At 62.1% G+C, this 24,902-nt stretch carries 25 protein-coding genes and 1 riboswitch; of the genes, 18 read left to right on the forward strand and 7 right to left on the reverse strand.

Features of this window, described 5'->3' with window-relative positions; all coding sequences use genetic code 11:
• Positions 1 to 7: 7 nt before the first annotated feature.
• Entirely contained in the window at positions 8 to 922 is a 915-nt protein-coding gene (locus tag N0P34_RS14000; protein ID WP_275603840.1) for a helix-turn-helix domain-containing protein, read from the reverse strand.
• A 105-nt stretch (positions 923 to 1,027) separates the two neighbouring features.
• On the opposite strand from N0P34_RS14000, the gene N0P34_RS14005 reads away from it, so the two are divergent.
• The 5 genes from N0P34_RS14005 (at position 1,028) to N0P34_RS14025 (ending at position 7,248) form a co-directional block, all read left to right on the forward strand.
• The gene (locus N0P34_RS14005) at positions 1,028 to 2,299 is read left to right on the forward strand and encodes a sugar ABC transporter substrate-binding protein (RefSeq protein ID WP_275603841.1); all 1,272 of its coding nucleotides are present in this window, start codon (positions 1,028 to 1,030) and stop codon (positions 2,297 to 2,299) included.
• A 69-nt stretch (positions 2,300 to 2,368) separates the two neighbouring features.
• Positions 2,369 to 3,259 (forward strand): sugar ABC transporter permease, encoded by an 891-nt coding sequence (locus N0P34_RS14010; RefSeq protein WP_275603842.1) that lies wholly within the window; start codon positions 2,369 to 2,371, stop codon positions 3,257 to 3,259.
• Entirely contained in the window at positions 3,256 to 4,068 is an 813-nt protein-coding gene (locus tag N0P34_RS14015; RefSeq protein ID WP_275603843.1) for a carbohydrate ABC transporter permease, read from the forward strand. The genes N0P34_RS14010 and N0P34_RS14015 overlap by 4 nt, the downstream gene beginning before the upstream one ends.
• Before the next feature lie 10 nt (positions 4,069 to 4,078).
• Complete coding sequence (gene ugpC / locus N0P34_RS14020; protein ID WP_275603844.1) at positions 4,079 to 5,167, forward strand: sn-glycerol-3-phosphate ABC transporter ATP-binding protein UgpC; 1,089 nt, start codon at positions 4,079 to 4,081, stop codon at positions 5,165 to 5,167.
• Positions 5,168 to 5,235: 68 nt separating this feature from the next.
• Positions 5,236 to 7,248, forward strand: a complete 2,013-nt coding sequence (locus tag N0P34_RS14025; protein WP_275603845.1) for an aldo/keto reductase — start codon at positions 5,236 to 5,238, stop codon at positions 7,246 to 7,248.
• A 45-nt stretch (positions 7,249 to 7,293) separates the two neighbouring features.
• Here N0P34_RS14025 and N0P34_RS14030 read toward each other — a convergent pair whose 3' ends face one another.
• Together N0P34_RS14030 and N0P34_RS14035 are read right to left on the reverse strand one after the other, a co-directional pair.
• Positions 7,294 to 7,773, reverse strand: coding sequence for an SRPBCC family protein (locus N0P34_RS14030; RefSeq protein WP_275603846.1), 480 nt, complete (start codon positions 7,771 to 7,773; stop codon positions 7,294 to 7,296).
• Positions 7,770 to 8,108 (reverse strand): metalloregulator ArsR/SmtB family transcription factor, encoded by a 339-nt coding sequence (locus N0P34_RS14035; protein WP_275603847.1) that lies wholly within the window; start codon positions 8,106 to 8,108, stop codon positions 7,770 to 7,772. The genes N0P34_RS14030 and N0P34_RS14035 overlap by 4 nt, the downstream gene beginning before the upstream one ends.
• 119 nt (positions 8,109 to 8,227) lie before the next feature.
• Here N0P34_RS14035 and N0P34_RS14040 point away from each other — a divergent pair, with 119 nt between their 5' ends.
• The 10 genes from N0P34_RS14040 (at position 8,228) to iolB (ending at position 18,482) form a co-directional block, all read left to right on the forward strand.
• Positions 8,228 to 8,866, forward strand: coding sequence for a dihydrofolate reductase family protein (locus N0P34_RS14040; protein ID WP_275603848.1), 639 nt, complete (start codon positions 8,228 to 8,230; stop codon positions 8,864 to 8,866).
• Between the two features lie 204 nt (positions 8,867 to 9,070).
• Positions 9,071 to 9,583: a GNAT family N-acetyltransferase gene (locus N0P34_RS14045; RefSeq protein ID WP_275606990.1), complete on the forward strand. Its 513-nt coding sequence runs from the start codon at positions 9,071 to 9,073 to the stop codon at positions 9,581 to 9,583.
• 86 nt (positions 9,584 to 9,669) lie between these two features.
• Positions 9,670 to 10,245: an NADPH-dependent FMN reductase gene (locus N0P34_RS14050; RefSeq protein WP_275603849.1), complete on the forward strand. Its 576-nt coding sequence runs from the start codon at positions 9,670 to 9,672 to the stop codon at positions 10,243 to 10,245.
• Between the two features lie 136 nt (positions 10,246 to 10,381).
• Positions 10,382 to 10,532, forward strand: a riboswitch (FMN riboswitch).
• Positions 10,517 to 11,590 (forward strand): DMT family transporter, encoded by a 1,074-nt coding sequence (locus tag N0P34_RS14055; protein ID WP_275603850.1) that lies wholly within the window; start codon positions 10,517 to 10,519, stop codon positions 11,588 to 11,590. (Overlaps the previous riboswitch by 16 nt.)
• Before the next feature lie 154 nt (positions 11,591 to 11,744).
• Positions 11,745 to 12,584, forward strand: a complete 840-nt coding sequence (locus tag N0P34_RS14060) for a MurR/RpiR family transcriptional regulator (RefSeq protein ID WP_275603851.1) — start codon at positions 11,745 to 11,747, stop codon at positions 12,582 to 12,584.
• Positions 12,585 to 12,686: 102 nt separating this feature from the next.
• Positions 12,687 to 14,618, forward strand: coding sequence for a 5-dehydro-2-deoxygluconokinase (gene iolC, locus N0P34_RS14065; RefSeq protein WP_275603852.1), 1,932 nt, complete (start codon positions 12,687 to 12,689; stop codon positions 14,616 to 14,618).
• A gap of 27 nt (positions 14,619 to 14,645) precedes the next feature.
• Positions 14,646 to 16,493, forward strand: a complete 1,848-nt coding sequence (gene iolD, locus N0P34_RS14070; protein ID WP_275603853.1) for a 3D-(3,5/4)-trihydroxycyclohexane-1,2-dione acylhydrolase (decyclizing) — start codon at positions 14,646 to 14,648, stop codon at positions 16,491 to 16,493.
• A 12-nt stretch (positions 16,494 to 16,505) separates the two neighbouring features.
• Positions 16,506 to 17,423 carry a myo-inosose-2 dehydratase gene (iolE, locus tag N0P34_RS14075; RefSeq protein WP_275603854.1) on the forward strand — a complete coding sequence of 306 codons (918 nt, stop codon included), beginning with the start codon at positions 16,506 to 16,508 and terminating at the stop codon, positions 17,421 to 17,423.
• Positions 17,424 to 17,482: 59 nt separating this feature from the next.
• On the forward strand, positions 17,483 to 17,734 hold the full coding sequence (locus tag N0P34_RS14080) for a DUF3329 domain-containing protein (RefSeq protein WP_275603855.1): 252 nt from the start codon (positions 17,483 to 17,485) through the stop codon (positions 17,732 to 17,734).
• The gene (gene iolB, locus N0P34_RS14085) at positions 17,679 to 18,482 is read left to right on the forward strand and encodes a 5-deoxy-glucuronate isomerase (RefSeq protein ID WP_275603856.1); all 804 of its coding nucleotides are present in this window, start codon (positions 17,679 to 17,681) and stop codon (positions 18,480 to 18,482) included. The genes N0P34_RS14080 and iolB overlap by 56 nt, the downstream gene beginning before the upstream one ends.
• Before the next feature lie 38 nt (positions 18,483 to 18,520).
• Here the strand turns inward: iolB and N0P34_RS14090 are convergent, their stop codons facing one another.
• From N0P34_RS14090 to N0P34_RS14105, 4 genes are all read right to left on the reverse strand, one after another.
• Positions 18,521 to 18,742 (reverse strand): serine hydroxymethyltransferase, encoded by a 222-nt coding sequence (locus N0P34_RS14090; protein ID WP_275603857.1) that lies wholly within the window; start codon positions 18,740 to 18,742, stop codon positions 18,521 to 18,523.
• Positions 18,743 to 18,829: 87 nt separating this feature from the next.
• Positions 18,830 to 19,987 carry a L,D-transpeptidase family protein gene (locus N0P34_RS14095; RefSeq protein ID WP_275603858.1) on the reverse strand — a complete coding sequence of 386 codons (1,158 nt, stop codon included), beginning with the start codon at positions 19,985 to 19,987 and terminating at the stop codon, positions 18,830 to 18,832.
• 365 nt (positions 19,988 to 20,352) lie between these two features.
• Positions 20,353 to 20,862 carry a winged helix DNA-binding protein gene (locus N0P34_RS14100; RefSeq protein ID WP_275603859.1) on the reverse strand — a complete coding sequence of 170 codons (510 nt, stop codon included), beginning with the start codon at positions 20,860 to 20,862 and terminating at the stop codon, positions 20,353 to 20,355.
• Between the two features lie 343 nt (positions 20,863 to 21,205).
• Positions 21,206 to 21,595: a hypothetical protein gene (locus tag N0P34_RS14105; RefSeq protein WP_275603860.1), complete on the reverse strand. Its 390-nt coding sequence runs from the start codon at positions 21,593 to 21,595 to the stop codon at positions 21,206 to 21,208.
• A 97-nt stretch (positions 21,596 to 21,692) separates the two neighbouring features.
• Here N0P34_RS14105 and hemB point away from each other — a divergent pair, with 97 nt between their 5' ends.
• From hemB to N0P34_RS14120, 3 genes are all read left to right on the forward strand, one after another.
• Positions 21,693 to 22,706 (forward strand): porphobilinogen synthase, encoded by a 1,014-nt coding sequence (gene hemB / locus N0P34_RS14110; RefSeq protein ID WP_275603861.1) that lies wholly within the window; start codon positions 21,693 to 21,695, stop codon positions 22,704 to 22,706.
• A 146-nt stretch (positions 22,707 to 22,852) separates the two neighbouring features.
• Positions 22,853 to 24,283, forward strand: coding sequence for an MFS transporter (locus N0P34_RS14115; RefSeq protein WP_275603862.1), 1,431 nt, complete (start codon positions 22,853 to 22,855; stop codon positions 24,281 to 24,283).
• A 65-nt stretch (positions 24,284 to 24,348) separates the two neighbouring features.
• The gene (locus N0P34_RS14120) at positions 24,349 to 24,861 is read left to right on the forward strand and encodes an RDD family protein (protein ID WP_275603863.1); all 513 of its coding nucleotides are present in this window, start codon (positions 24,349 to 24,351) and stop codon (positions 24,859 to 24,861) included.
• Positions 24,862 to 24,902: the final 41 nt, after the last annotated feature.

Consider the following 24,902-nt stretch of genomic DNA (forward strand, 5'->3'; position numbering starts at 1 on the left):
GGCCTCGTCAGCCGAAAAGGCTTGCGCTTGCGAAGCGGCCGTTCGGGCTCACGCTCGGCCGGGTCCGCAACTCCCGGCGGAAATCGCTGGGCGAGGTGCCGGCGATCTTGCGGAAGGACTTGTTGAAGGCGCTGAGCGAGCCAAAGCCGCTATCCATCGCCACTTGCAGGACATTTGCCTCGTCGCGCATTAGCAGGGCCTGCGCATAGCTCAGCCGCAGCAGATTGACATAGTCATTGAGGGTCATGCCGGTCGATTTCTTGAACACGGTCATCGCGTATTTCGGATGCACGTCCGCGGCCACCGCAATATCGATGGAATCGATGTCTTCGCGAAAATTGTCGGCGATGAATTCGCAGATGCGCACGACGATGGGCGAGGTGTGCGGGTCGAGTTCCCCGTGGTCGTGCAAGGCCAGGGAGTCGGGCAGCAGCGCATAGGGCGAAAAGCGGATGCGCTCGAGCCGCAGCAGCAGTTCGTCCACCGCCACGCTCGATTTCATCAGATCGCCGGAGCGGGCATAGTCGTACCAACGCTCGAAATTGATCGGGTCGGAGGCGTCGGTGGCCCCGGTGACCAGCGTTGCGCCCTGCATAAGCTTTGCCTGCACGCCGGGCGGCAGCCGCAGGCGGAAGAAATGCACGAGCGGCAAATGCCCGCCGGCATAGATCAGATCGTCCGAGGCGCTGTCGAGATAATGGGGCTGCCCGCCCCAGAACAGGGCCAGATCGCCGGCGTTGAACTTGGCCTCGTGCCCGCTCATCTTGTAGTGAGCCCAGCCCTTGACGATGAAATTGACCTCGACCTGGGCGTGCCAGTGAGGCGTGCGCATCACGAGGGGCGAAGCATGGAAAAGTTGCAGTTCCGTGGGCAGTCGTTCCACGCCATTGGCAAGTGGTTCGTAATAAACACGCTCGTCCATCTTACTTTCCGCCAAATCCGCATACCCAATGAGAGTGACGGGAACATCAGGACCGTTAGCTTAGGTTTCGCTCAGAGGAAGAGCAAACAAAAAGGGAGGAATACTATGTCTCGCAATGTCACGCGGTGGACCCGCACGCTTGCCGTCGCCCTGACCGGCATCAGCATGTTCAGCGTCGCGGCCTCCGCCGCCGAACTGACCGTCTGGTGCTGGGACCCGAACTTCAACATCCCTGCCATGGCCGATGCCGGCGCGCGCTACACCGCTGCGCATCCGGAAACCACGTTCAACATCAACAATGTCACCCAGGACGAGATCAACCAGAAGCTGCAGACCCAGCTGCTCGCCGGCGTCTCGGACGGCCTGCCAGACATCGTGCTGATCCAGGACGACAACATCCAGCGCTTCCTGCAGTCCTTCCCCGGCGCCTTCGTGCCGCTGTCCGACAGCATCGATATGAGCAAGTTCGCCGACTACAAGGTCGCCGCCGCGACCCATGACGGCAAGTCCTACTCCCTGCCCTTCGACTCCGGCGTCACCGGCCTCTTCTACCGCTCCGACTATCTCGAGGAAGCCGGCTACACCGCGGCCGATGTCCAGGACATCACCTGGGATCGCCTGATCGAGATCGGCAAGGACATCCTCGCCAAGACCGGCCATCCGCTGATCGACATGGACTATAATGATGACGGCCAGATCATCATGATGATGCAGTCCACCGGCCAGTGGTACCTCAAGGACGGCAACGAGCCGAACATCCTCGACAATGCCGCGCTGCGGGAATCGCTCGAAGTCTTCCAGGAAATGGCCCAGGCCGGCCTGATCAAGCCCGTCTCCGACTGGACCGGCTACACCGGCGCCTTTACCTCGGGCGAAGTGGCCATGGTGCCGCAGGGCGTGTGGATCACCGGCACTATCAAGTCGGCTGCCGACCAGGCCGGCAAGTGGGGCGTGGCGCCGCTGCCCAAGCTCAATGAAGTCGAAGGCGCGACCAATTATTCCAACAATGGCGGCTCCAGCTGGTACGTGCTGGCCTCCTCCCAGAACCAGGAAGAAGCCATCGACTTCCTGAAAACCGTCTGGGCCGAAGACGTCGACTTCTACCAGGGCATCCTGGTCAACCAGGGCGCCGTCGGCTCCCTCCTCGCCGCCCGTGAAGGCGACGCCTACAAGGCCAGCGACGAGTTCTTCGGTGGCGAACCGGTCTGGCAGAACTTCTCCGACTGGCTGGCCCAGGTTCCTTCGGTCGACTACGGCACCTTCACGCCGGAAGCCCGCCTCGCCGTCCGCGCCCAGCTGCCGAACATCGCCAATGGCGGCGATATCGACGAGGCCCTCAAGGCCATGGACGCCCAGCTGCGCCAGCAGATGCAATAGCCTCCAGCCTGCGGGGCGGGCTTCGGCCCGCTCCGCTCCCTTGGCACGGTTTCTCGATCGGAGTGGGGCATGGCGCAGACACGTCTGGACCGCAACGAGCAGCTCAACGGCTGGGCATTCGTCATGCCCGCCCTGGTCCTGCTCGGCATTTTCATGATCTATCCCATCCTCTGGTCGCTCTGGATGAGCTTCCAGGTCGGACGCGGGAACAGTTTCTCCTTTGGTGGCCTCGCCAATATCCAGCGGCTGGCCAATGATGCCCTGCTGGTGCAGGCGCTGCTCAATACGGGCTTCTTCTTTGTCGTCCAGGTGCCGATAATGATCATTCTGGCGCTGCTGTTCGCAGTGGCGCTGAACGATGCGACCCTGCGCTTCCGGGGCCTGTTCCGCACCCTGATCTTCCTGCCCTGCGTCACCTCGCTGATCGCCTATTCGAGCCTCTTTAAATCGATGTTCTCGAGCGATGGCATCGTCAACCAGACGCTGATGTCGCTGCATCTGATCAGCGTGCCGCTGCCCTGGCTGACCGATCCGTTCTGGGCCAAGATCGTCATCGTCCTCGCCATCACCTGGCGCTGGACCGGCTACAACATGATCTTCTACCTGGCGGCGCTGCAGAACGTCGACAAGTCGATCTATGAGGCCGCGCGCATCGACGGCATCCCCGCCTGGGCGCGGTTCTGGCACATCACCATTCCGATGCTGAAGCCGGTGATCCTGTTCACCACCATCCTCTCGACCATCGGCACGCTGCAGCTCTTCGACGAGGTGAACAACATCACCCAGGGTGGCCCGGGCAATGGCACGATGACCCTGTCGCTCTATATCTACAACCTCACCTTCCGCATGATGCCCAGCTTCGGCTACTCGGCCACGGTATCCTGGGTCATCGTCGCCATCGTGGCAGTGCTGAGCGTGATCCAGTTCGCCTTTGCGCGCGATCGCAGGAGGCCGTCATGAATTTTTATCTGCTGCGGCGCGCCGGCGTTTATCTCTTCCTCTCCGTCGCGGCCTTCGTCTCGGTCTTTCCCTTCATCTGGATGGCGCTCGGCGCCACCAACAAGTCGACCGAAATCGTCACCGGCAAGCTCACGCCGGGGAGCAATCTGCTGGTCAATCTGCAGAATTTGATGGCCCAGGTCGATCTGGTGCGGGTCTTCGGCAATTCCTTCTTCATCGCCATCGTCTCGACCATCCTGACCCTGGCGATTTCCTCGCTCGCCGGCTACGGCTTCGAGATCTTTCGATCGCGGGTGCGGGAGCGGATTTTCCAGCTGCTCCTCCTCCTGCTGTCTATCCCGTTCGCGGCGCTGATGGTGCCGCTCTTCGTGATGATCTCGCGGGTGCAGCTGACCAACACCTTCACCGCCGTCATCCTGCCGTCCATCGCCTCGATCTTCATCGTCTTCTACTTCCGGCAGGCGACAAAGGCCTTTCCGGCCGATCTGCGCGACGCGGCACGGGTGGACGGGCTCAAGGAATGGCAGATCTTTCTCTTCGTCTATCTGCCGACCATGCGCTCGACCTATGCGGCGGCGACGATCATCGTCTTCATGGGCGCCTGGAACAATTACCTCTGGCCGCTGATAGTGCTGCAGACGCCCGAGAACAAGACCATCACCCTGGTCATCTCGACGCTGACGGCCGCCTATACACCTGATTACGGCGTCATCCTGTTGACTACCGTTCTCGCCACGCTTCCGACCCTTGTCATCTTTTTCGTCCTGCAGCGCCAGTTCGTGCAGGGCATGCTGGGCGCGGTCAAATGAGGGACATGAAATGAGCAGCCTCAGCCTAAAAGGCATTCGCAAGGCCTATGGCCACCACGAAGTCATCAAGGGCGTGGATCTGGAGATCGCGTCCAAGGAGTTTGTCGTCTTCGTCGGCCCGTCCGGCTGCGGCAAGTCCACGCTCCTGCGCATGATCGCCGGGCTTGAACCTATCACCGGCGGCGATCTGCAGATCGGCGGCGTGCGCATGAACGATATCGAGCCCTCGCGGCGCGGCATTGCCATGGTGTTCCAGACCTATGCGCTCTACCCACATATGAGCGTGCGGGACAATATGGGCTTTGCCCTGCGTTTCGCCAAAGTGCCCAGAGACGAGATCGACCGGCAGGTCAACGCTGCCGCAAAGATCCTGGCGCTCGACCCGCTGATGGACCGCTACCCCAAGGAGCTTTCCGGCGGCCAGCGCCAGCGCGTCGCCATCGGCCGGGCCATCGTGCGCCAGCCGGAGGTCTTCCTCTTTGACGAGCCCTTGTCTAATCTCGACGCCGAATTGCGTGTGCATATGCGCATCGAGATTGCGCGCCTCCACAAGGAGCTGCAGACCACGATGATCTACGTGACCCACGACCAGGTCGAGGCGATGACACTGGCCGACAAGATCGTCGTTCTCCGCGACGGGCGGATCGAACAGGCCGGGCGCCCGCTCGACCTTTATGACGATCCGGTCAACCAGTTCGTCGCCGGCTTCATCGGCTCGCCGAAGATGAATTTCATCGAGGCCGAGGTCAGCGAGGCCGCCAATGGCGCGGTCAGTCTGCGGCTCGTCAACCAGGGCGGCGTCCACCTCCGCATGCCGCTTTCGGGCCCCCTGCCCGCAATGGGCAGTACGGTGCTGGTCGGCGTCCGGCCCGAGCATTTTGCCGAGGCCGGTACCGGGGATGTCGATCTCAACCTCGAGGTCGATGTGGCCGAGCATCTGGGTTCGACCAGCTTTGTCTACGCCAATACCGGGTCCGGCGAGCCGATCACTGTCGAGCGCGAGGGTGCCCGCGACCTTGGCAATGATTCCGGCCTCACCGTCGCCATCCGCGCCAGCCACGCCTTTCTCTTCGACAGTGCGGGCAATCGCCTGCGCTGATCCTTTCCCGGAAACGCCCGCCTTCCCGGGAATGACCCGGAACGCCTACACCTATTTTTTCAAGGACTATGTTCATGACCGACTCCAAGATCCGCTGGGGCATTATCGGCCCGGGCAGCATCGCCAAGGCCTTCCGCGGGGGCCTCGAAAATGCCCAGCACGGCGTACTTGCCGCCATTGCGACGCGCGATCCCAATCGTCCGGACCTCGCCGAGGATTTTCCCGGAGCGCGCATCCTCAAGGGCTATGACGCGCTGCTGGCCGATCCAGATATCGACGCCGTCTACATCGCCGTTCCTCATACCGGCCACGCCGAATGGGCCATCAAGGCCGCCGAGGCCGGCAAGCATGTGCTCGTCGAAAAGCCGCTGGCCCTCTCGGCCCATGAGATCGACGCTGTGTTCCACGCACACCGCAAGGCCGGCACGTTCGCGGGCGAGGCCTTCATGTATCGCCTGCACCCGCAGGTCGTGCAGCTGATCGAGCTGATCCGGTCCGGCGCCATCGGCGAAGTGCGCATGATCCAGTCGAGCTTTGGCTTCTCGATGGGCAAATTCCAGCCCGAGCACCGGCTCTTTGCCTCCTCGCTCGCCGGCGGCGGCATTCTCGATGTCGGCGGCTACCCCGTCTCCATGGCCCGGCTCATCGCCGGCGCGGCCATCGGCAAGCCCTTCGCCGACCCGGTGAAAGTGCGTGGCACAGCCAAGCTCAATGACGAAGGCACGGACGATTGGGCCGCGGCCATTCTCACCTTCAAGAACGGCATCATCGCCCAGGTCTCCTGCGCCGTCATGGCGAACCTTGACAATGTCCTGCGCATTCACGGCTCGGAAGGCCGCATCGAAGTGCCCGATTTCTGGTTCGCCGCCGGCGACCGCACGCGTGGCCCCGGCCGCATCGACATCATCAAGGGCGGCAAGACCGAGACGCTGAGCCTCGGCGAAGAGCGCCATGTCTATTCCTTCGAGGCCGACGCCGCTTCGCTCGCCATAAAGGAAGGCCGCACCGAGTTCCCCGCCCCCGGCATGAGCTGGGCCGATAGCCTGGGCAATGCCCGCGTGCTCGACATCTGGCGCAAGGATGCCGGCATCGAATATTCGATCGAAAGGCCTTCCGTCCGCACAAGGACCATCGACAATCGCCCCCTCGGGCCCAATACCGGCGTCATCCCCAAGCGCACTATCCCGGGCCTTGCCAAATCCGCCTCGGCGGCAGCGCTGGGCTTTGAGGATTTCAAGACCTTCTCCTCCGGCGCGATCCTTCTCGACGCCTTCTGGGAGCGGGGCGGCAATCTCTTCGACACCGCCTTCGTCTATGGCGCCGGCTACACCGAGAAGCTGTTTGGCGAATGGCACACCAGCCGTGGCGTCCGCGAAAACGCCGTGCTCATCGGCAAGGGCGCGCACTCTCCGCTCTGCTATCCCGATGTCATCGCCCGGCAGCTCACCCAGTCGCTGGATCGCCTCCAGACCGACTATGTCGACGTCTATTTCATGCACCGCGACAATCTCGACGTGCCGGTGGGCGAATTCGTCGATGCCATGGATGCCGAGGTCAAGGCTGGTCGCATTCGCGGGCCCTTCGGCGGGTCCAACTGGACCAAGGAACGCTTCGACGAGGCCATCGCTTACGCGGAACGCACCGGCAAGACCAAGCCACAGGCGCTGTCGAACAATTTCGCCCTCGCCGAAATGCTCGACCCGATCTGGGATGGCTGCGTCACGGCCTCGACGCCCGATTTCAAGCAATGGCTGATCGATAGGCAGGTCACGAACTTCTCATGGTCCAGCCAGGCCCGCGGCTTCTTCACCGACCGCGCCGGCCGCGAAAAGACCGACAATGAGGAACTGGTCCGCGTCTGGTACAACGACCAGAACTTTGGCCGTCGCGACCGCGCCATCGAACTCGCCCGGCGCCTGGGCAAGTCGCCCATCCATGTGGCCCTCGCCTATGTCCTCGCCCAGCCCTTCCCGAGCGTTCCCCTCATCGGGCCGCGTACCCTCGGCGAGCTCGACGACAGCCTCAACGCCTTCGAGATCCAGCTCACCCCCGAGCAGGTGAAGTGGCTCGAACAGGGCTGATCCCAATCGACCTTCGGCGCGGTGCTCCGGCACCGCGCCTCTCAACTAGCGGTCGAGATAGGCCGCGAGGGAATCGAGCGTCTGCAGGCCATATTCCACCGCGTTGAACGCGAGAACCGCCTGGCGCCGCTCGCGGCTCGGATGCAGCTGGCGCATGGTCAGAACCGTTTTCCCATCCCCCTGGACGTCGAATGTCACCAGCATGTGGAAGCGGTCCGGGTCGTCCGGCTCGGGCGTTCCATAGTCGATGAGGATGCGTTCGTTCGGCACGATCTGGATGAAGCGCATGAGGTTGGGAAAGCGCTGCTCCCGCCCCTCGAAATTGCCCACCATGTCGAAACGCCAGACCCCACCCTCGCGGATATCGGCCTCGTGGCTCTCGATGCCCAGCCCATCGGGCCCATACCACTGCGCCAGCGCCTTGGGGTCCATCCAGGCGGCGAACACCTTTTCGCGCGGATGGTTGATCACCTTGGTCAGCACGATCTCCCGGTCGATCGACCAGGTGTCGAACAGCGTGCTCATCGTTCTTCCTCCGCCTGTTTGTCGAGATAGGCCTCCAGCCGATCGAGCCGCTTCCGCCAGCTCCGGCGCTCCGCATCCATCCAGTCCGCCGCCTCCTCGAAGCGCGGCTGCACCAGCCGGCACCATCGGCTGCGCCCGCGCTTTTCGCTCGCGATCAGGCCACATTCCTCAAGCACCTTGAGGTGCTGGACGAAGGAAGGCAGTGCCATGTCGAAGGGCTCTGCCAAAACGCTCACCGGCGCCTCCCCCTCGGCCAGCCGCGACACCACGGCGCGTCGTGTCGGGTCGCTCAGGGCGTGGAAGGCAAGGTCGAGTGGGGTCGAATGATAGGGCATGTCCCTGCTTAGCGCCCCGCCGAAAACGGGTCAATGACATTTAGGCTATTGCCTTAGTGTTTGGACGTGATACTAAGTCGAATGCCTAAGTAAAACTGCCATTCCGCCAGGAGGAAAAAATGGTCGTCCGCGCCGATCTCAATATCTCGCTCGATGGCTTCGCCACCGCCATGGACCAGACGCCGGAAAATCCGATGAGCCCGGACTGGATGCGCCTTGTCAGCGCCTATGCCGCCACGAAGACCGTGCGGGAGCGCGTCTTCGGCGACAAGACCGGAAAGGGCACGACCGGCATCGATGATCGCTACGCCCAGGAATATTTCGCCGATGTCGGCGCCGAAATCATGGGCGCCGGCATGTTCGGCCTGCACAATACGGACGACCCCGACTGGAACGGCTGGTGGGGCGACGAGCCCCCCTTCCGCATTCCGGTGCTCGTCCTGACGCACAAGCGGCGCCCCGACCTCGAATTTGCCAATGGCACCAGTTTTCACTTCCTCGACACCAGCGTCGAGGATGCCCTGCAGCGCGCCAAAACCCTTACCAAGGGGGGAGATATCCGCATCGGCGGCGGCGCGAGCCTCGTTCGCGACTGCCTCAAGGCGGGGCTCGTCGATCGGCTCCATGTCGGCATTGCGCCGGTCATTCTGGGTCAGGGCGTCCGTCTCTGGGAGGATCTGCGCCGGCTCGAAGACGGCTACACGGTCACGAGCGAAGTCTCCGAAAGCGGCGTCATCCACGTCACCTTTTCGCGCTGAGCGCTGTCGAGATGCTCCCTCCCCCTCGCGGGGAGGTTTGGGGTGAGAGGACGCGAGCCAGTGCTCCATAAGTCTTCCTGGCAGAGGCTCGAAAGAACTCAAAAATACGTCCCTTCCAGCGATTGCTTTGGGCCCGCACCGCCCCATAAGCTCTTCAACCGTCCTCAGTCGGGGACTTGTCAGTGGGGGCGAAAATTGCACAAGGTGAGGGCTATTACTGAAGCGGATATTCCCGGCTTCTGGGAAACGCTCGGCGCTGTGGCAAGGGAATCCTCCTTCCTCCGCAGCGCCGAGGCGCCGCCCTTCGCGGCGGTGCAGGATTTCGTGCTGGGCAATATCGAGGCCGGAAACCCGCAATTTGTCGCCCTTGCCGACGGCCAGGTCGTGGGGTGGTGCGACATTGTCCGTTCGACTGCAACACATGAACGGCATTGTGGCGAGCTCGGGATGGGCGTTCGATCCGACTGGCGAGGCCGCGGGCTTGGCCGCAGCCTGCTTGAGGCAACATTGGCCGAAGCCGATGCGCGTGGCGTCCTGCGCGTAGAACTCAGCGTCCATTCCGACAATCCGCGTGCCATCGCGCTTTACATTCGCAATGGCTTTATCGAGGAGGGCCGGAAGCTGAGAGCACGGATTAAGGGCAACGCCGTCCTGGACGTCCTTCTCATGGTCCGCCTCCGGCCTGACGAGCACTGGCCTTCGATTGGCGGGGCGTGAGCCGCAAGACCTTTCGGCGTCCTTCCCGGATCAAAACCTTTGCCTGCCGCGTTGAGTGAGGTCCCCAATTCGCGCAGGAGGTCGTCATGACCACCATGTTCAAGGTCGGCTATTTTGTCGGCAGCCTTTCGAGCACATCGATAAACCGGAAGCTGTCGAAGGCGCTCGTCCGATTGACCCATCCCGGGTTCACGATGAGCGAAATCCCCTTCCGGGATCTGCCCATCTACAGCCCCGACTACGATGCGGACTACCCGCCCGTCGCCCGGGCCTACAAGCAGGCCATCGCCGACGCCGATGCCATTCTTTTCGTGACGCCGGAATATAATCGCGCCGTTCCGGGAGGCCTCAAGAATGCCATCGACTGGGCCAGTCGCCCCTGGGGGCAAAATTCGTTCACCCGAAAACCCTCGGCCATTATCGGGGCGTCGATCGGCTCCATCGGCACCGCCGTGGCCCAGCAGAATTTGCGCAGTATCCTCAGCTTCTGCAATTCACCGCAGATGAATGCGATCGAAGCCTATATCCATTTCACTCCCGATCTCATCACCGACGATGGGGAAGTGAACAATTCCAGCACGCGTGATTTTCTCGCCAATTACATGGCGGAGTTCCACCAGTTCGTGACGCGCGTCTACACCGCCCTGCCCCGCGGCGAATAGAAGCCCGACCCCGTGACCCGCGCGTTCTCGAACAGATTTTCCTCATCGTTCGAGAACGACGCACAGTTACAGGCCTGTGCGTACTTGCCTGTTGCATCGCCCTGACCTATTTTTCTCCTCGCAGGTCAAAAGCCTGCAATGTTCTCAGGGCGGGGTGCAATTCCCCACCGGCGGTAAAGGCGGCAACGCCAAGCCCGCGAGCGCCTTTGGACTTTTGGGTCCCGAGGGTCAGCAGATCCGGTGTAACTCCGGAGCCGACGGTATAGTCCGGATGAAAGAGAACGGGATCAGCGCCCTGCCGGGCGTGCGCGTCTATTGGCGCGCAAAAACCGGCCTGTCGTCTCCCGTAACCCTGAGGAAACTGGTTACGGAAAGGACGATCATGAACCAGATTTCCTCTGCTACCGCAAATGCCGCCGCTACCGGCGCGGCCTTTATGCTCGCCGCGAGCCTCGCCTTCGCCGGCACCAATACGCTCCAGGCCGTCTTGCCATGGCAGTTCGGCATGAGTTCCACCGGCATGGCCTTCTGGCAATATCTCATTGCCTCGCTCCTGGCTCTGCCCCTCATCCTCCGCATCGGCCTCAGGCACCTCCACACAAGGCACCCTTGGGCGCACGAAATCCGTGCCTTCGTGTCGGCGCTGGGCGTGCATGTCTTTGTCTATGGTTTCGCCTCAGGCGTGCCGATCTGGCAGATGGTGACCCTCCTGGCCACCGGCCCGCTCTTCATCATCCTGGGGTCCACGCTCTTCCTCGGCGAACGCGTCTCTTCTGCCCGCATCGGCGCTGCCCTTGTCGGGTCGCTGGGGGCCATCATCGTTTCGGGTGTCGGCGCCGAGGGCCTCGGCTGGCACACGCTGGTGCCGATCCTTGCTGCGGCGCTCTGGGCCACCACCGACGTGCTCACCAAATACCTCTCGCGCGAAGAGAGCCCCGAGACGCTGACGGTTTCGCTTCTGGTCCTCGTCACGCCCAACCATTTGCTCATCCTCCTCGCGGTCAATGCGCTGGGCTGGCTGCTGCCCACCGCGGTCCCCGCCGGCATTGCAGGCCTGCCCTTCGCCCTGCCCGGCGGCATGGGGCTTGTCCTCCTGGTTCTCCTCGGGGCGCTGACGGCGCTGGCGCAATATCTCCTCGCCTTTGCCTATCGCGCCGCGGATGCCGCCTATCTCCAGCCCTTCGGCGATCTGAAAGTGCCACTCAGCGGGCTGGTCGGATGGATCGCGCTGGGTCAGGTCCCATCGGTCTGGTTCTGGCCCGGTGCGGCGTTGATCGTGGGGGCCTCCGCCTTCATCTTCTGGGTCGAAAACAATGACCGCCAGGGTGGGCTGCAGCCAGCGTAACCAAATTCGCCAAAGGCGGTTTTCAACGCTAACATCCTGCTAACATCAACATGACCAAAGGCGAGTCCGCGTGCACGCGCGGATTTGCCCTTGATTTTGTCCGCGTAATCCGTGCATTCCATCTGCGGAACAGGTTTTCCAGCAGGGCTTGCGCATGAGTGATATTTCACAGCGGGCAGCACCCGAGGATTTCGATACGCTTCGCGCGGTCATCCTTGAGCGAAAAGGCGAATTGCCGAAGCGGCTGACCCAGGTCGCTGCCTATGCGCTCGACCATCCCGACGAGATTGCGTTCGGCACGGCCGCCAGCGTCGCCATCTCGGCGCAGGTTCAGCCTTCCACCCTCGTTCGCTTCGCCCAACACTTTGGTTTCGATGGTTTTTCCGGCCTGCAGCAGGTTTTCCGGGCGCGCCTCCGCGAACGCAATTCGAGCTATGAAGAGCGGCTGAAAAAGCTCGAGGAAGGCGAGGCCTCGCTGGCCGAAAGCACGGCAATCCTGAACAAGTTCATTTCCGCGGCCCATCGCAGCGTCGACGCGCTGAGCGCGGCCATCGACCCCGAAGGCTTCGAGAAAGCCGTCGAAATCCTGGCCAAAGCCGACACCATCTATCTCATCGCCAAGCGCCGTTCCTACCCCATTGCCAGCTACATGGCCTATGCCTTCGGCAAGCTGAAAGTTCGCTGCCAAATGGTTGGCACGTCTGCAGGAATTGACGACGACCTCCTGGCTATGGCGGGTCCGCAGGATGCCGCCTTCGCCACCAGTTTTTCCCCCTATGCCTCGGAAAGCGCCACCCAGGCCCGGGCCCTCGCTGCGCGTGGCGTGCCGGTGGTTTCCCTCACCGATTCTGCCTTTTCGCCGCTGGCCGAGTGCTCCAGCGTCTGGTTCGAACTGGTCGAAGCCGATCATGCCGGCTTCCGCTCCCTTTCGGCCAGCATGGCCTTTGCCATGGCGCTGACCGTCTCGATCGCCGAAAAGCGCCGCCGCTTCTAGGGAAGATGTGCATTCCACATTTGGAATGCTCGTTCCATATTGACGGATTTTCAGAACCTGTGTTTCATATCCAGCGAAATACAGGCCCTGAGGAGATCAGCCGTGACCGCCGCCCGGGAGGACCACAAACTCGACGTCATCACCATCGGCCGCGCCTCTGTCGACCTCTATGGCCAGCAGATCGGAACGCGGCTCGAAGACGTTGATTCCTTTGCAAAATCCGTCGGCGGCTGCCCCACCAATATCGCTGTCGGAACGGCGCGACTGGGCCTCAGATCGGCCCTTATCACCCGCGTCGGGAATGAGCAGATGGGCCGGTTCATCCGCGAACAATTGGCGCGAGAAAAGGTCGAAACCCGTGGAATCGTCACCGATCCCGAGCGTTTGACGGCGCTGGTCTTGCTCGCGGTCGAGAACGACAAATCCTTTCCGCTGATTTTCTATCGCGACAATTGCGCCGACAACGCGCTCAATGAAGACGACATCGACCCCGAATTCATTAAATCTTCCAACGCCGTATTGGTCACCGGCACGCATTTCTCCAAGCCCCACACCGACGCCGCCCAGCGCAAGGCCATGCGCATCGCTCGGGAAAATGGCGGCAAAGTTATCCTCGACATCGATTATCGCCCTAATCTGTGGGGGCTGGCCGGACACGATGCCGGCGACAGCCGCTATATCGCGTCTGACAAAGTGTCTGACCATTTGAAGACCGTCCTGGCCGATTGCGATCTGATCGTCGGGACGGAAGAGGAAGTCCTGATCGCGGCGGGAGAGACTGATCTCCACGAGGCATTGCGAACCATTCGCAATCTCTCGACCGGCACCATTGTGCTCAAGCGCGGGCCGATGGGGTGCATCGTCTATGATGGAGCCATCCCGGACGACCTCGAGGACGGAATCGTCGGACGGGGCTTTCCCATTGAAGTTTATAATGTTTTGGGCGCCGGCGACGCTTTCATGAGTGGCTATCTGCGCGGCTGGCTGCGCGGGGAGCCCCATCAAACCAGCGCGACCTGGGCCAATGCCTGCGGTGCCTTCGCCGTCTCGCGTCTCCTCTGTGCCCCCGAAATTCCGACCTGGGCCGAACTGACCTATTTTCTCGAAAAGGGCAGCAAAGAAAAGGCTTTACGCAAGGATGCGGAGATCAACCACATCCATTGGGCCACGACGCGCCGTCGCCAGATCCCCAAATTGCTGGCCCTCGCCATCGACCACCGCAGCCAGCTCGAGGACATGGCGGGCGGCGACCCACAAAAGCTCGCAAAGATCCCGGATTTCAAGGTGCTGGCGGTCAAAGCCGCCGCGCAGGTGGCGGATGGACGCGACGGCTTCGGCATGCTGCTCGACGACAAATATGGCCGCGACGCCCTGTTCACCGCCTCCGCAATCCCGAATTTCTGGATTGCCAAGCCGATCGAGTTGCCTGGCTCCCGGCCCTTACAGTTTGAATTCACTCAGGATTTGGGCTCGCGGCTCACCGAGTGGCCGGTCGACCATTGCATCAAGGTTCTGTGCTTCTTCCATCCCGACGATCCGGAAGAGCTCAAGCAAACCCAGATCGCAAAGCTGCGCGCGGCCTATGATTCCGCTCGAAAAATCGGCCGAGAATTGCTGGTCGAGATCATCGCCAGCAAGCATGGCGCGGTGGGAGACGACACCATCGCCCGCGCCCTCGGCGAGATTTACGACGCCGGGATCAAGCCGGATTGGTGGAAGCTCGAACCCCTGGCCTCGCCAAATGCTTGGGCAGCGCTGGACAGGGTGATCGATGCGCGCGACCCTCTCTGTCGTGGCATAGTCCTTCTCGGCCTCGACGCCCCGCAGGTTCAGCTGGAGGCGGGTTTTGCCACCGCGCAGTCCTCGCGCTGGGTCCGGGGCTTTGCCGTGGGCCGCACGATTTTTGCAGAAGCCGCAAGGGCTTGGCTGGATGGAAAGATGGTGGATGCCGAGGCGGTGGAGAATATGGCCCGCCGCTTTGGCACGCTGGTCGAGATTTGGGAGCGCAGTGCTCAAGGCATCGCGGCGGCATGAAAGCGTTTGGGAGTTGAGGAAATCGGCATGAGCCAAAAGACAGTTCGGCTAACTATGGCCCAGGCCGTTGCACGTTTCATGACGGCGCAGAAAACCGTCATCTCCGGCGAAACTGTTCCGATCTTCGGCGGCGTCTGGGCCATCTTCGGCCATGGCAATGTCGCCGGGCTCGGCGAGGCGCTTCATGGCGTCAAGACGGAACTACCCACCTATCGCGGGCAGAACGAGCAGAGCATGGCCCACGCCGCCATCGGCTACGCCAAGGCCAATTTCCGCCGCCGCTTCATGGCCGCAACCACCTCAATCGGCCCGGGCGCGCTCAATATGGTCACCGCCGCTGGCCTTGCCCATGTCAATCGCATCCCCGTTCTGCTCCTGCCCGGCGACGTCTTTGCCAACCGCATGCCCGACCCCGTCCTGCAGCAGTTGGAAGCCTGGGGTGACGGCACGGCATCGGCCAATGACGCCTTTCGTCCCGTCAGCCGCTATTTCGACCGGATTACGCGACCCGAGCAGATCATTCCGGCGCTGCGTCGGGCGATGCAGGTGCTCACCGACCCCGCCGAATGCGGTCCGGTGACGCTCAGCCTCTGCCAGGATGTGCAGGCGGAAGCCTATGATTATCCGGAGAGTTTCTTCGCCGAGAAGATCTGGACCCAGCGCCGCATCATGCCAGACGCCGAGGAATTTGCCGTCGCGGCAGCGGCGCTGAAGCTGTCGAAAAAGCCCGTGATCATCGCTGGCGGCGGCGTGCTCTATTCCGAAGCTTCGGACAGTCTCGCCGCCTTTGCCGAGGCGCATGGCGTCCCGGTGCTGGAGACGCAGGCCGGCAAGAGTTCCCTGCCGCATGGCCACAGCCTCAATCTCGGATCGGTCGGGGTGACCGGCACAGCGGCGTCCAATGCCATGGCTGAGGAAGCCGATCTGGTGCTGGCAGTCGGCACGCGCCTGCAGGATTTTACCACCGGCTCATGGGCGCTGTTCAAGAACGAGGACGTCAGGGTCATCGGGCTCAACGTCCAGCCTTTCGATGCACACAAGCACAATGCGCTGCCGCTGGTGGCCGATGCCCGGGTTGGCCTCGAGGCGCTCGATGCCGCCCTTATGGGCTGGCAGACTGATTCCGCCTGGGCCACCAAGGCATTGCGCGAAAAGGAAGATTGGCTCGTGGACGCCGACGCGGCGCGGGCGGAGACCAATACTGAATTGCCCTCCGATGCCCAGGTGATCGGTGCCGTCCAGCGCGGCCGGACCAAGGCCACGCTGGTCTGCGCGTCGGGCGGTCTGCCGGGCGAATTGCACAAGCTCTGGCGCGCCGATGGCCCCGGCTCCTATCACCTCGACTATGGCTTTTCGACCATGGGCTATGAGATCGCCGGCGGGCTCGGGGTCGCCATGGCGCGGCCGGACGACGATGTCATCGTCATGGTCGGCGATGGCTCATACCTGATGATGAACTCGGAAATCGTCAGCGCCGTGATGATGGGCATCCGCCTCACTATCGTCGTGCTCGACAATGCCGGCTTCGGCTGCATCAACCGGCTGCAGATGGCCACGGGCGGCGCGAACTTCAACAATCTCTTCCGCGACACCTACCATATGGAACTGCCCAATGTGGACTTCGCGGCCCATGCCGCGGCCATGGGCGCGAAGGCGAAAAAGCTTGGTTCCGTGTCCGAACTGGAGACAGCGCTTCGGGAGACGGAAGGGGCGGCCGGCGTCCATGTCTTCGTCATCGAAACCGACCCGTTGATCACCACCGAAGCGGGCGGCCATTGGTGGGACGTGGCCGTGCCGGAAGTCAGCGACAGGCCAAGTGTCAACGCAGCGCGCGAGGCCTATGTGAAGGCGCTCAAGGCGCAACGCGCCGGCTAAGGGGGAATGAGCATGAAGGCCAAGCTTGGCATGTCGCCGATCGCCTGGTGGAACGACGACCTCGTTGAACTCAGCGACGACGTTTCACTCGAGGAGTGCCTGCGCCAATCGCGCTCAGCAGGCTTTACCGGCATGGAAAAGGGTCGCCGGTTTCCGGACGATCCCGATTTGATGCTGCCAATCCTGCGAGCGGCAGACGTCACGCTCTGCGGCGGGTGGTTCTCCGGCACGCTGGTGGATGAGGAGCTCGCAGCCAATAAGGACCGCATCGCGCCGATGATCGAGCTGTTCAAGGCGGTCAATGCCCCTTGCATCGTCTATGGCGAGGTCGGCCGCTCGATCCAGGGCAAGCGGGAGATTCCGCTGGCGCAAAAGCCAAGACTCTCGGATGACGAAATGAAGGCCTATGCCCGCAAGGTCACCGCGTTCGGCGAATGGTGCGCAGACCAGGGCATGCCCCTCTCCTATCACCATCACATGGCCGCTGTGGTCGAGACCGAGCCCGAACTCGACGCCTTCATGGCCGCGTCCGGCGCGGGCATCCCGCTCCTTCTCGATGCGGGCCATCTGGCCTTTGCCGGTGGCGATGTGCTGCGCGCGATCGACAGGCACCACGCCCGCATCAACCATGTGCACGTCAAGGACATCCGCCGCGCGGTGGTCGACGCGCTGGATCGCAGCCAACAGAGCTTTCTCGATGCGGTCGCTCTGGGGGCCTTCACGGTCCCGGGTGACGGGTCGCTGGATTTCGGCGCGATCGTGCAGCGGCTCGCCGATCATGGCTATGAAGGCTGGTTCGTCGTCGAGGCCGAACAGGATCCAAAAAAGAACCCGCCGCTCAAAATGGCGCAAATCGGCCATGCCGAGCTGATGCGGGTCATGAGTGCCGCAGGATATACCGTCGAGACCCAGGGCTTCCCGAAACAGTGAATCTTTTGAACGGGCTGTGCTAAAGCCTTGCCGTACTGAATCAGGCGGGAGGGGTCGGCATGGCGCTCAAGGAAAACGATGTGAACTGGTTTCGACCGCTCTGGCGCCGGGTCGCCGTGGCGGTTTTCCTGACGCTGTGGCTGGGCTGGGAGTTGCTCTATACCGGCGACCAGTTCTGGGCTGTTCTGGTCGGTCTGGCGCTCGCCTATGTCGCCTGGAATTTCTTTTACAGATTTCCCAAGGAGGAGAAATCCGATGAGCAAATCCCCCCTCCTCGTTCGCCCGACGAACAGGACCGGCAAGATCCATGATGTAACCCCCGCCTCGGCAGGGTGGAACCATGTCGGATTTGCCCTGCACAAGCTGACGCCTGGCGAGGCCTTTGGTGGGGCGTCCGAGGACCGCGAACTGTGCCTGGTCATCGTCAGCGGCAGGGGCAAATTCGCCGTCGACGGCGAGGAGTTTGGCGAGCTGGGCGAGCGGATGAGCCCGTTCGATGGGGCGCCATGGGCCCTCTATGTTCCGGCCGGTCGCCATTGGGCGGTGGACGCGACGACTGAGCTGGAACTGGCTGTCTGCTCGGCCCCCGGCGGCGGGAATTTCGCTGCAAAGATCATTCCGCCCGGCACGCATCCCCGTATCACCCGGGGCACGGGCCACAATGTCCGTCATGTCTACAACATCATGCCGGAGGACGATGGCTCTGCCAATGCGCTGCTCGTGGTGGAAGTGATCACCCCCCAGGGCAACACATCATCCTATCCCCCGCACAAGCACGACCAGGACGATCTCCCCCGCGAGAGTCAGCTTGAAGAGACCTACTATCACCGGATGAACCCGCCCCAGGGCTTCGGCTTCCAGCGCGTTTACACCGATGATCGGAGCCTTGATGAGGCCATGGCGATAGAGGATGGCGATGTCGTTCTCGTGCCCCGCGGCTACCATCCGGTGGCGACCACCGCGGGCTATGACCTCTACTATCTGAACGTCATGGCCGGGCCAAAGCGCGTTTGGAAATTCCACAATGCAGCCGAGCATGAGTGGATGCTCAAGGCTTAGCGGGCGCACCCTGCCCGTCCCCCGTTGGGTGCGTTATTTCAGGCGTATCGTCCTGGTGTTTTGGGTACGGGCGCATCAGGCCCTTCATCGGTGCCGTGCATCTTGCGCTGCAGCTTGGCCATCGCCACGCGTTGCATCTGGAGACGCGTGGCGTTGAGCGGCGTGATGACGATGACCTCCGTGCCGGTCACCTCGTCAATGGCGGCGACACGCATCACTTGGCCCATCTGTACGAATTCGAACAGAACACCCGCTGACATGTCACCTCCAGACGGGGCAAGGATAGCAAGATTCTCGCCGATGCCTATACGGAAACGCCCTCCTGGTGGGAGGGCGCCGGTCGAGGATCAGCCGAACGAGACCTTGCCCTGTTCGTCGAATTTGTAGACGTCGTCGCGGAAACTGACCGTGCCCTGCTTGTTTGCCCAGGCAGTGATGTAGGTTGTGTGGATCGGCACCTTGGCCTTGACCTCCACGTCGAGGCGCTGCAGCGCGTCGAACGTGGTGTTGACCTTGTTCTGGTCCCAGTCGCCATTGTCGCGCAGAAGCCAGTTCACGAGCTGGCTGACGCCCTCGACGCGCACGCAGCCGGATGAGTGGAAACGCGCATTTTCGCCGAACAGCGCCTTCGATGGCGTGTCGTGCAGATAGCAGTCATAGGGGTTGTAGAAGTTGATCTTGCAGTGGCCCATGGAGTTGGCTGCGCCCGGCTCCTGGCGATACATGTAGTTCACTTCTGCATCGCTGATATTGGCCCAGTTGATGGACTGCGGATCGATCTTGTTACCGCTGCCGTCGTAGATGAAAATATTCTGCTCGGCCAGGTAGTTCGGGTTCTGCTGCATGTACTTGGTCAGGTCCTGGCGAACCAGGGACTTGGGAACATGCCAATAGGGGTTGAAATTGATCTGGTGGATGTTCGACGCCATGATCGGCGTCGCACGGTCAACGCGGCCGACCACCGCGGTGTGGCGCTGCTCGACCATGCCGTCATTGACGGCTTCGATCGTCGCCGCCGGAATATTCACCACCACATAGCGCGGGTTGAGCTTGGCGGCCATGTTCTGGACGCGGGTGAAGTTCAGGTAAAGCTGCTGCAGCCGGGTGGCGGCCGGCACGGACAGCGCATACCAGGTCGCCTCGTCCACCTGGCCGTTGACCACGAGGCCATGCCGAGCCTGGAAGGCGCGAACGCCACGGTCGGTCTCGGCGTCGAAAACTTCGCTGACATTGTCTACGAGCGGCATGTCGCCCGACGAGATCAGGCGGCGCTTGAGCTGCACAACATGACGCGCCGATTTGCCCAGGTTGAGCCCATATGCCTCCTGCGGCGTCTCTTCCCAGCCGCCCGCAGCGACAAACGGCTCATACTGGGAAATGGCCAATTGGAGATTGTAAGCCGTATCGAAGCTCAAGATCGGCTCATTGGTCGAAATCAGCGCCTCTGCGGCGGCCGTATTTCCACCCTGGTCCGCATCACGAAGGACGCGGTTTCTTGCGAACATGTCCCATACGGACTCGCTGTCCTGCGCCCTGACGATCGAGGGCATGGCTATGCCAGCACCAGCAACAGCAAGAGAACGGAGAAGAGAACGTCGATTTAGCCGCATTGAATCACCCAGCAGAACGCCCATCACCAGATGGCGCGATTAGCATTGCCATGTCGGGCCCACAACGTCTGTCAACGCCTTGTGAACCATCGGCACAACTACCCATACTCGGGAAATGGTTTCGAACCACGTAACGCTGCTGCGCTCGCTTTACGGCACAAATGAGAAACGCCGGCCACGGGGCCGGCGTTCGCGTGCAAGTGTGGCGCGGAGGCAACACGCGCTCCACCCGCCCGAATGTCGTCAGATGAACGCCGTGATCAGAGCTTGTAGAGGATCTGGTCGACCCAGAAGCGCTCGAGACGGGCCAGTGCCTTGTTGAGGTTGTCGAACTCCTCGTCGCCCAGGCCGCCGACCTTGTCGATCGACTTGAGGTGGCGATCATAGAGCTCGTCGATCACTTCTGCCACTTCTTCGCCCTTCGGCGTCAGGCGGATGCGAACCGAGCGACGGTCCGTGCGCGAACGCTCCTGGAAGATGTAACCGGTCTCGACCAGCTTCTTGAGGTTGTACGAGACGTTGGAGCCGAGATAGTAGCCCCGCGAGCGCAGTTCTCCCGCTGTCAGTTCGCTGTCGCCGATGTTGAACATCAACAGCGCCTGGACAGGGTTGATATCGTCCCAACCCATGCGGTCGAACTCGTCCTTGATCAGGTCGAGAAGACGACGGTGAAGACGCTCAACGCGGGAGACTGCCTCGAGATAGAGCGGCTTGAGACCTACGCCACGTTCCGGAACGATGTTCTCAGCGGTGTTCGACTTGATTGCCATTTGTGCCTCACTGTTTTTCTGCGTGCGATTTTTCGCATCTCATGAGGCCAAACTAGGGCCCGCCGACTAAGATCACCCTAAGCCGCACGCTTAAAACTATCTTACTGGAAAGCAATGGGAATTTGGCTTTATGGATCGTTACACCGGTTGATAAAATTGTAACCTTACGGGCGTGTAAAGGGCCGCCAGACGACGGGTGCGCCACCCTGAGGTTGTTGAGCGCGCAGTGGATAAGTCTGTTCACCCAGACCAGGAAACCCCGCATTGGCCGCTCGCCAGCTCCAGTGGCTGGTTAAGGTCATGCCGTCGATTTGAGGCGAATTTACCGGCAGCGCGACTGCGGTCAGTCTGCGGCCTGTGCCCGATTGATGCGGATGCTGAGCCCGAAAATCAGCACGATGGCGACCAGCAAAATGACGCGCACGGAAAAGCCGACCGCGCTCATGCGGATGTCGGGGCTGCCGGCAACATAGAGAGCCAGTTCGGTTGCCGTGGCGCCGACCAGGAGAACAGCGCCCCAACTGGCCTTGATCCACAGGCCGACACCGGCAAAGAGGCGGGCAAGGGAAAAGATCGCCAGGTAGACGAAGGCGGACGGTCCCATGACGGCCAGGGGACTTGTCGAGCCGAGGTTAATCCCGAGCAGGCGGCCGGCATCGTTCAGCCCCAGCATGAGACTGAGGATTGCGACGATCCGGATATAGAGGCCGAGCTGGGGTGCCTTGAACAACATGCAGACTTGATAGCGACTGGCGGCCCCTGCGACAAGCGGTGGCTTGGACGGCCAGCGCTGCGCTGATAGGAAGATCGCAGAAACGGAGCGCCTTCCCATGACTGACAATTGGCCAAAGCATGACATGTCCTTTCTCGCCGGACGCCGACTGCGCCGGACACGGCAGGCTAATTGGAGTCGCGACATGGTGCGCGAGACTCAATTGCTGCCGCGCGACCTGATCTGGCCGCTCTTTGTCATCGATGGACACAATGAGCGGACGCAGATCAAGACCATGCCCGGCGTCGAGCGGCTGTCCGTGGATCTCATGGTCGAGGCCGCGAAGGCCGCCCGCGATGCCGGGATACCGGCGCTGGCCATTTTCCCCAATACACCGGACCACCTCCGCGCCGAGGACGGAGCCGAGGCCTATAATCCCGACAACCTCATGTGCCGCGCGCTCAGTGCCATCAAGAGTGCCGTGCCGGAAATCGGGCTCATCGCCGACGTGGCGCTGGATGAATATTCCAGCGACGGTCAGGATGGCCTCGTTCGCGACGGGGAAATCCTCAATGACGAGACTGTGGCTGCCATGGTGCGGTCGGCTCTCGTCCAGGCCAGGGCTGGCGCGGATATCATTGCGCCGTCGGACATGATGGATGGCCGCGTTGCCGCCATAAGGGAAGCCCTCGATGCGGAAGGCTACGAGAACGTGCAGATCATGGCCTATTCGGCCAAATATGCATCGTGCTTCTATGGTCCGTTCCGTGAGGCCGTCGGTTCGGGCAGCCGCCTCAAGGGCGATAAGCGTACCTACCAGATGGACTACGCCAATACCGACGAAGCGCTGCGCGAGATCGAGCAGGATATCGCCGAGGGCGCCGACAGCGTCATGGTCAAGCCGGGCCTGCCCTATCTCGACATCATCCGCCGGGCGAAGGACGCCTTCAACATCCCGATCTACGCCTACCAGGTGAGTGGGGAATACGCGATGATCGAACTGGCCGGGGCAGCGGGCGCCATCAATCGCGACGCGGCAGTCCTCGAGAGCCTGTGGGCCTTCAAGCGGGCCGGTGCAAATGGCATTCTCACCTATTACGCGCTCGAAATGGCCCGCAAGCTCGGCCGCTGACAAGCTGCATTCTCGGCAATCGGTGATCAAGCGCCCCCGCCTCGCGCGGGGGCCTTTTTCATTTTGAACAAGTTGCCGAGATGTCGATTGCTTTAAGTCGCACGAGAATTTAACAAGACGCAACTTGCAATATTCTGGAGTCTGAAATGTCGGCTGATGTCGAAGGGCGCTGGGCCGAAATTTTTGGGCCGAAATACCTTGCTGCCACGATTATCCTTTGTCTCGGCGTGGCGCTGCTGGCGTTCAACGCCTTCCTGTCGTCCACGGCGCTGCCAACCGCCGTCAATGAACTTGACGGCGTCGAACTGATCGCCTGGGCGACAACCCTCTACCTTGTCTTCGCCATTGTGGGCGGTGCCGGCGCCGTCATGGTCAAGCAACGCCTCGGCTCGCGCTGGGCACTGATCGCCATGGCGGTCGTATTCTTGATTGGCACGCTCGTGGCCGCCAGTGCGGGCACCATGTCCCAGGTCCTGATCGGTCGGGCCATCCAGGGTCTGGGCGAAGGGGTCGTGGCGGCGCTGTGCTTTGCGCTGATCCCTGAGCTGTTCCCCAACAGGCTGGTGCCGAAGGTTTTCGGCATGCAGGCGGTGATCTGGGCCATCGCGGCCTTTGGCGGTCCGGCCGGAGCGGGAGCGCTGACGGAATTCGTGTCATGGCGCGCAGCGTTTCTGGTGAACGTGCCCTTCGTCGTCGTGTTCTGCCTCATGGTCGCGCTCGTCGTTCCCAACAGCGCCGCAAGCGATACACGGTCCGGCTTTCCGGGCGTGAGGCTCCTGGCCATTGGTGGCGGCATATTGCTGGTGGCAATCGCTTCCGTTCTTCCGGCTCCACAGGCTTTTGGACTTGTGGGCGTGGCGATCCTGGCGCTGATCTTTGCCATCTGGCTCGATCGCCGCAGCGCCTCCCCCCTCACCCCATCCGGCGCGTTCTGGTCGAACACGGCCCTTGGACCGGGCTTCTGGGTCGTCCTGCTGATGCCTGTCGCGGGCGCGGTGACGGCGGTGTACCTCGTCATGCTGCTGCAGCAATTGTGGGGCTTTGGCCCGACGCTTGCCGGCGCTGTGGGCGCGGTGATGGCAGTGGCGTGGAGCCTGTCTTCCGTCGCTGTCGCCAATGTGCGCAAGCGTTCGACTCGCGCCGTGTTGATCCGCCTTGGACCGGTTTTTCTCGCCATCGGCATTTCAGGTGTTCTGTGCGGCCTCATATTCACCCTGCCTCCGCTGCTCATCGTGTCGCAACTGCTGATCGGCATGGGGTTTGGCATGTCGAACGGCTACATCATGCTCACCTTGATCGAGACGACCAGCGACGCGGAACGCGACCGCACCTCTGCTCTCATCCCGACGACGCAATCTGCCGGTAATGCCATCGGAGCGGCTATTGCCGGCCTGGCCGCGAACACCGCCGGATATGCCGTAGCGACGACGAAGGAAGAAGTGCTGACCGCAATCATTCCGCTTTTTGCGACGGGCTCGATCATCGCGGCCATTGCAGCCATGACCGCTCTGGCCATGGTTCGCCGCGTCGCGCCCGCGCCTATCCTCGGCGAAGCGCAGGTTGCCGAGGCGGCCTGACCGAAGCACTGAAATTATGAGGTCCGCCTCTTGCACTGCGGCGCGGCTATGACAATCTTTCGGCCATGAGCAACGATTACGCCGCCCGCCCCCAATTGCCCGACCCCGCAACGGCCCCCGAACTCTTCGAGGGACTGCTGACGCGACGTGTCATCGCCGCGATCATCGATATCATCCTGATCTCGATAATCGTCGCGCTGGTGTCTCTGGCTGGAGCCATATTGGGCTTCTTCACCTTCGGGCTGGCCTGGGTCTCGCTGCTTTTCATCGTGCCCGCCTCGATCGTTCTCTACTACGCGGCAACACTTGGCTCGGCGAAACGGGCCACGATCGGCATGCAACTCATGGACCTCGTCCTTACCCCCACCCGTGGCGTTCCATTGGACGGCTGGATGGCAGTGGTCCACGCTCTGGTGTTCTGGATCACCTTCTGGATCTCCTGGCCCATCTCTCTGCTCTTTGCCCTGTTCACGCCCCGTCGCCAGATGATCCACGACCTGATCGTGGGCACGCTGATGGTGCGGCGCTCGCCGATGATGCGTCACTGGCAACGGATGCGGCAATCCGGGGCATATTGATACGTTGCAGGTAGACGGCCGCGAGGGTACACTCGCGGTCA

Source organism: Devosia sp. FJ2-5-3 (assembly GCF_029201545.1).
Classification (GTDB): domain Bacteria; phylum Pseudomonadota; class Alphaproteobacteria; order Rhizobiales; family Devosiaceae; genus Devosia.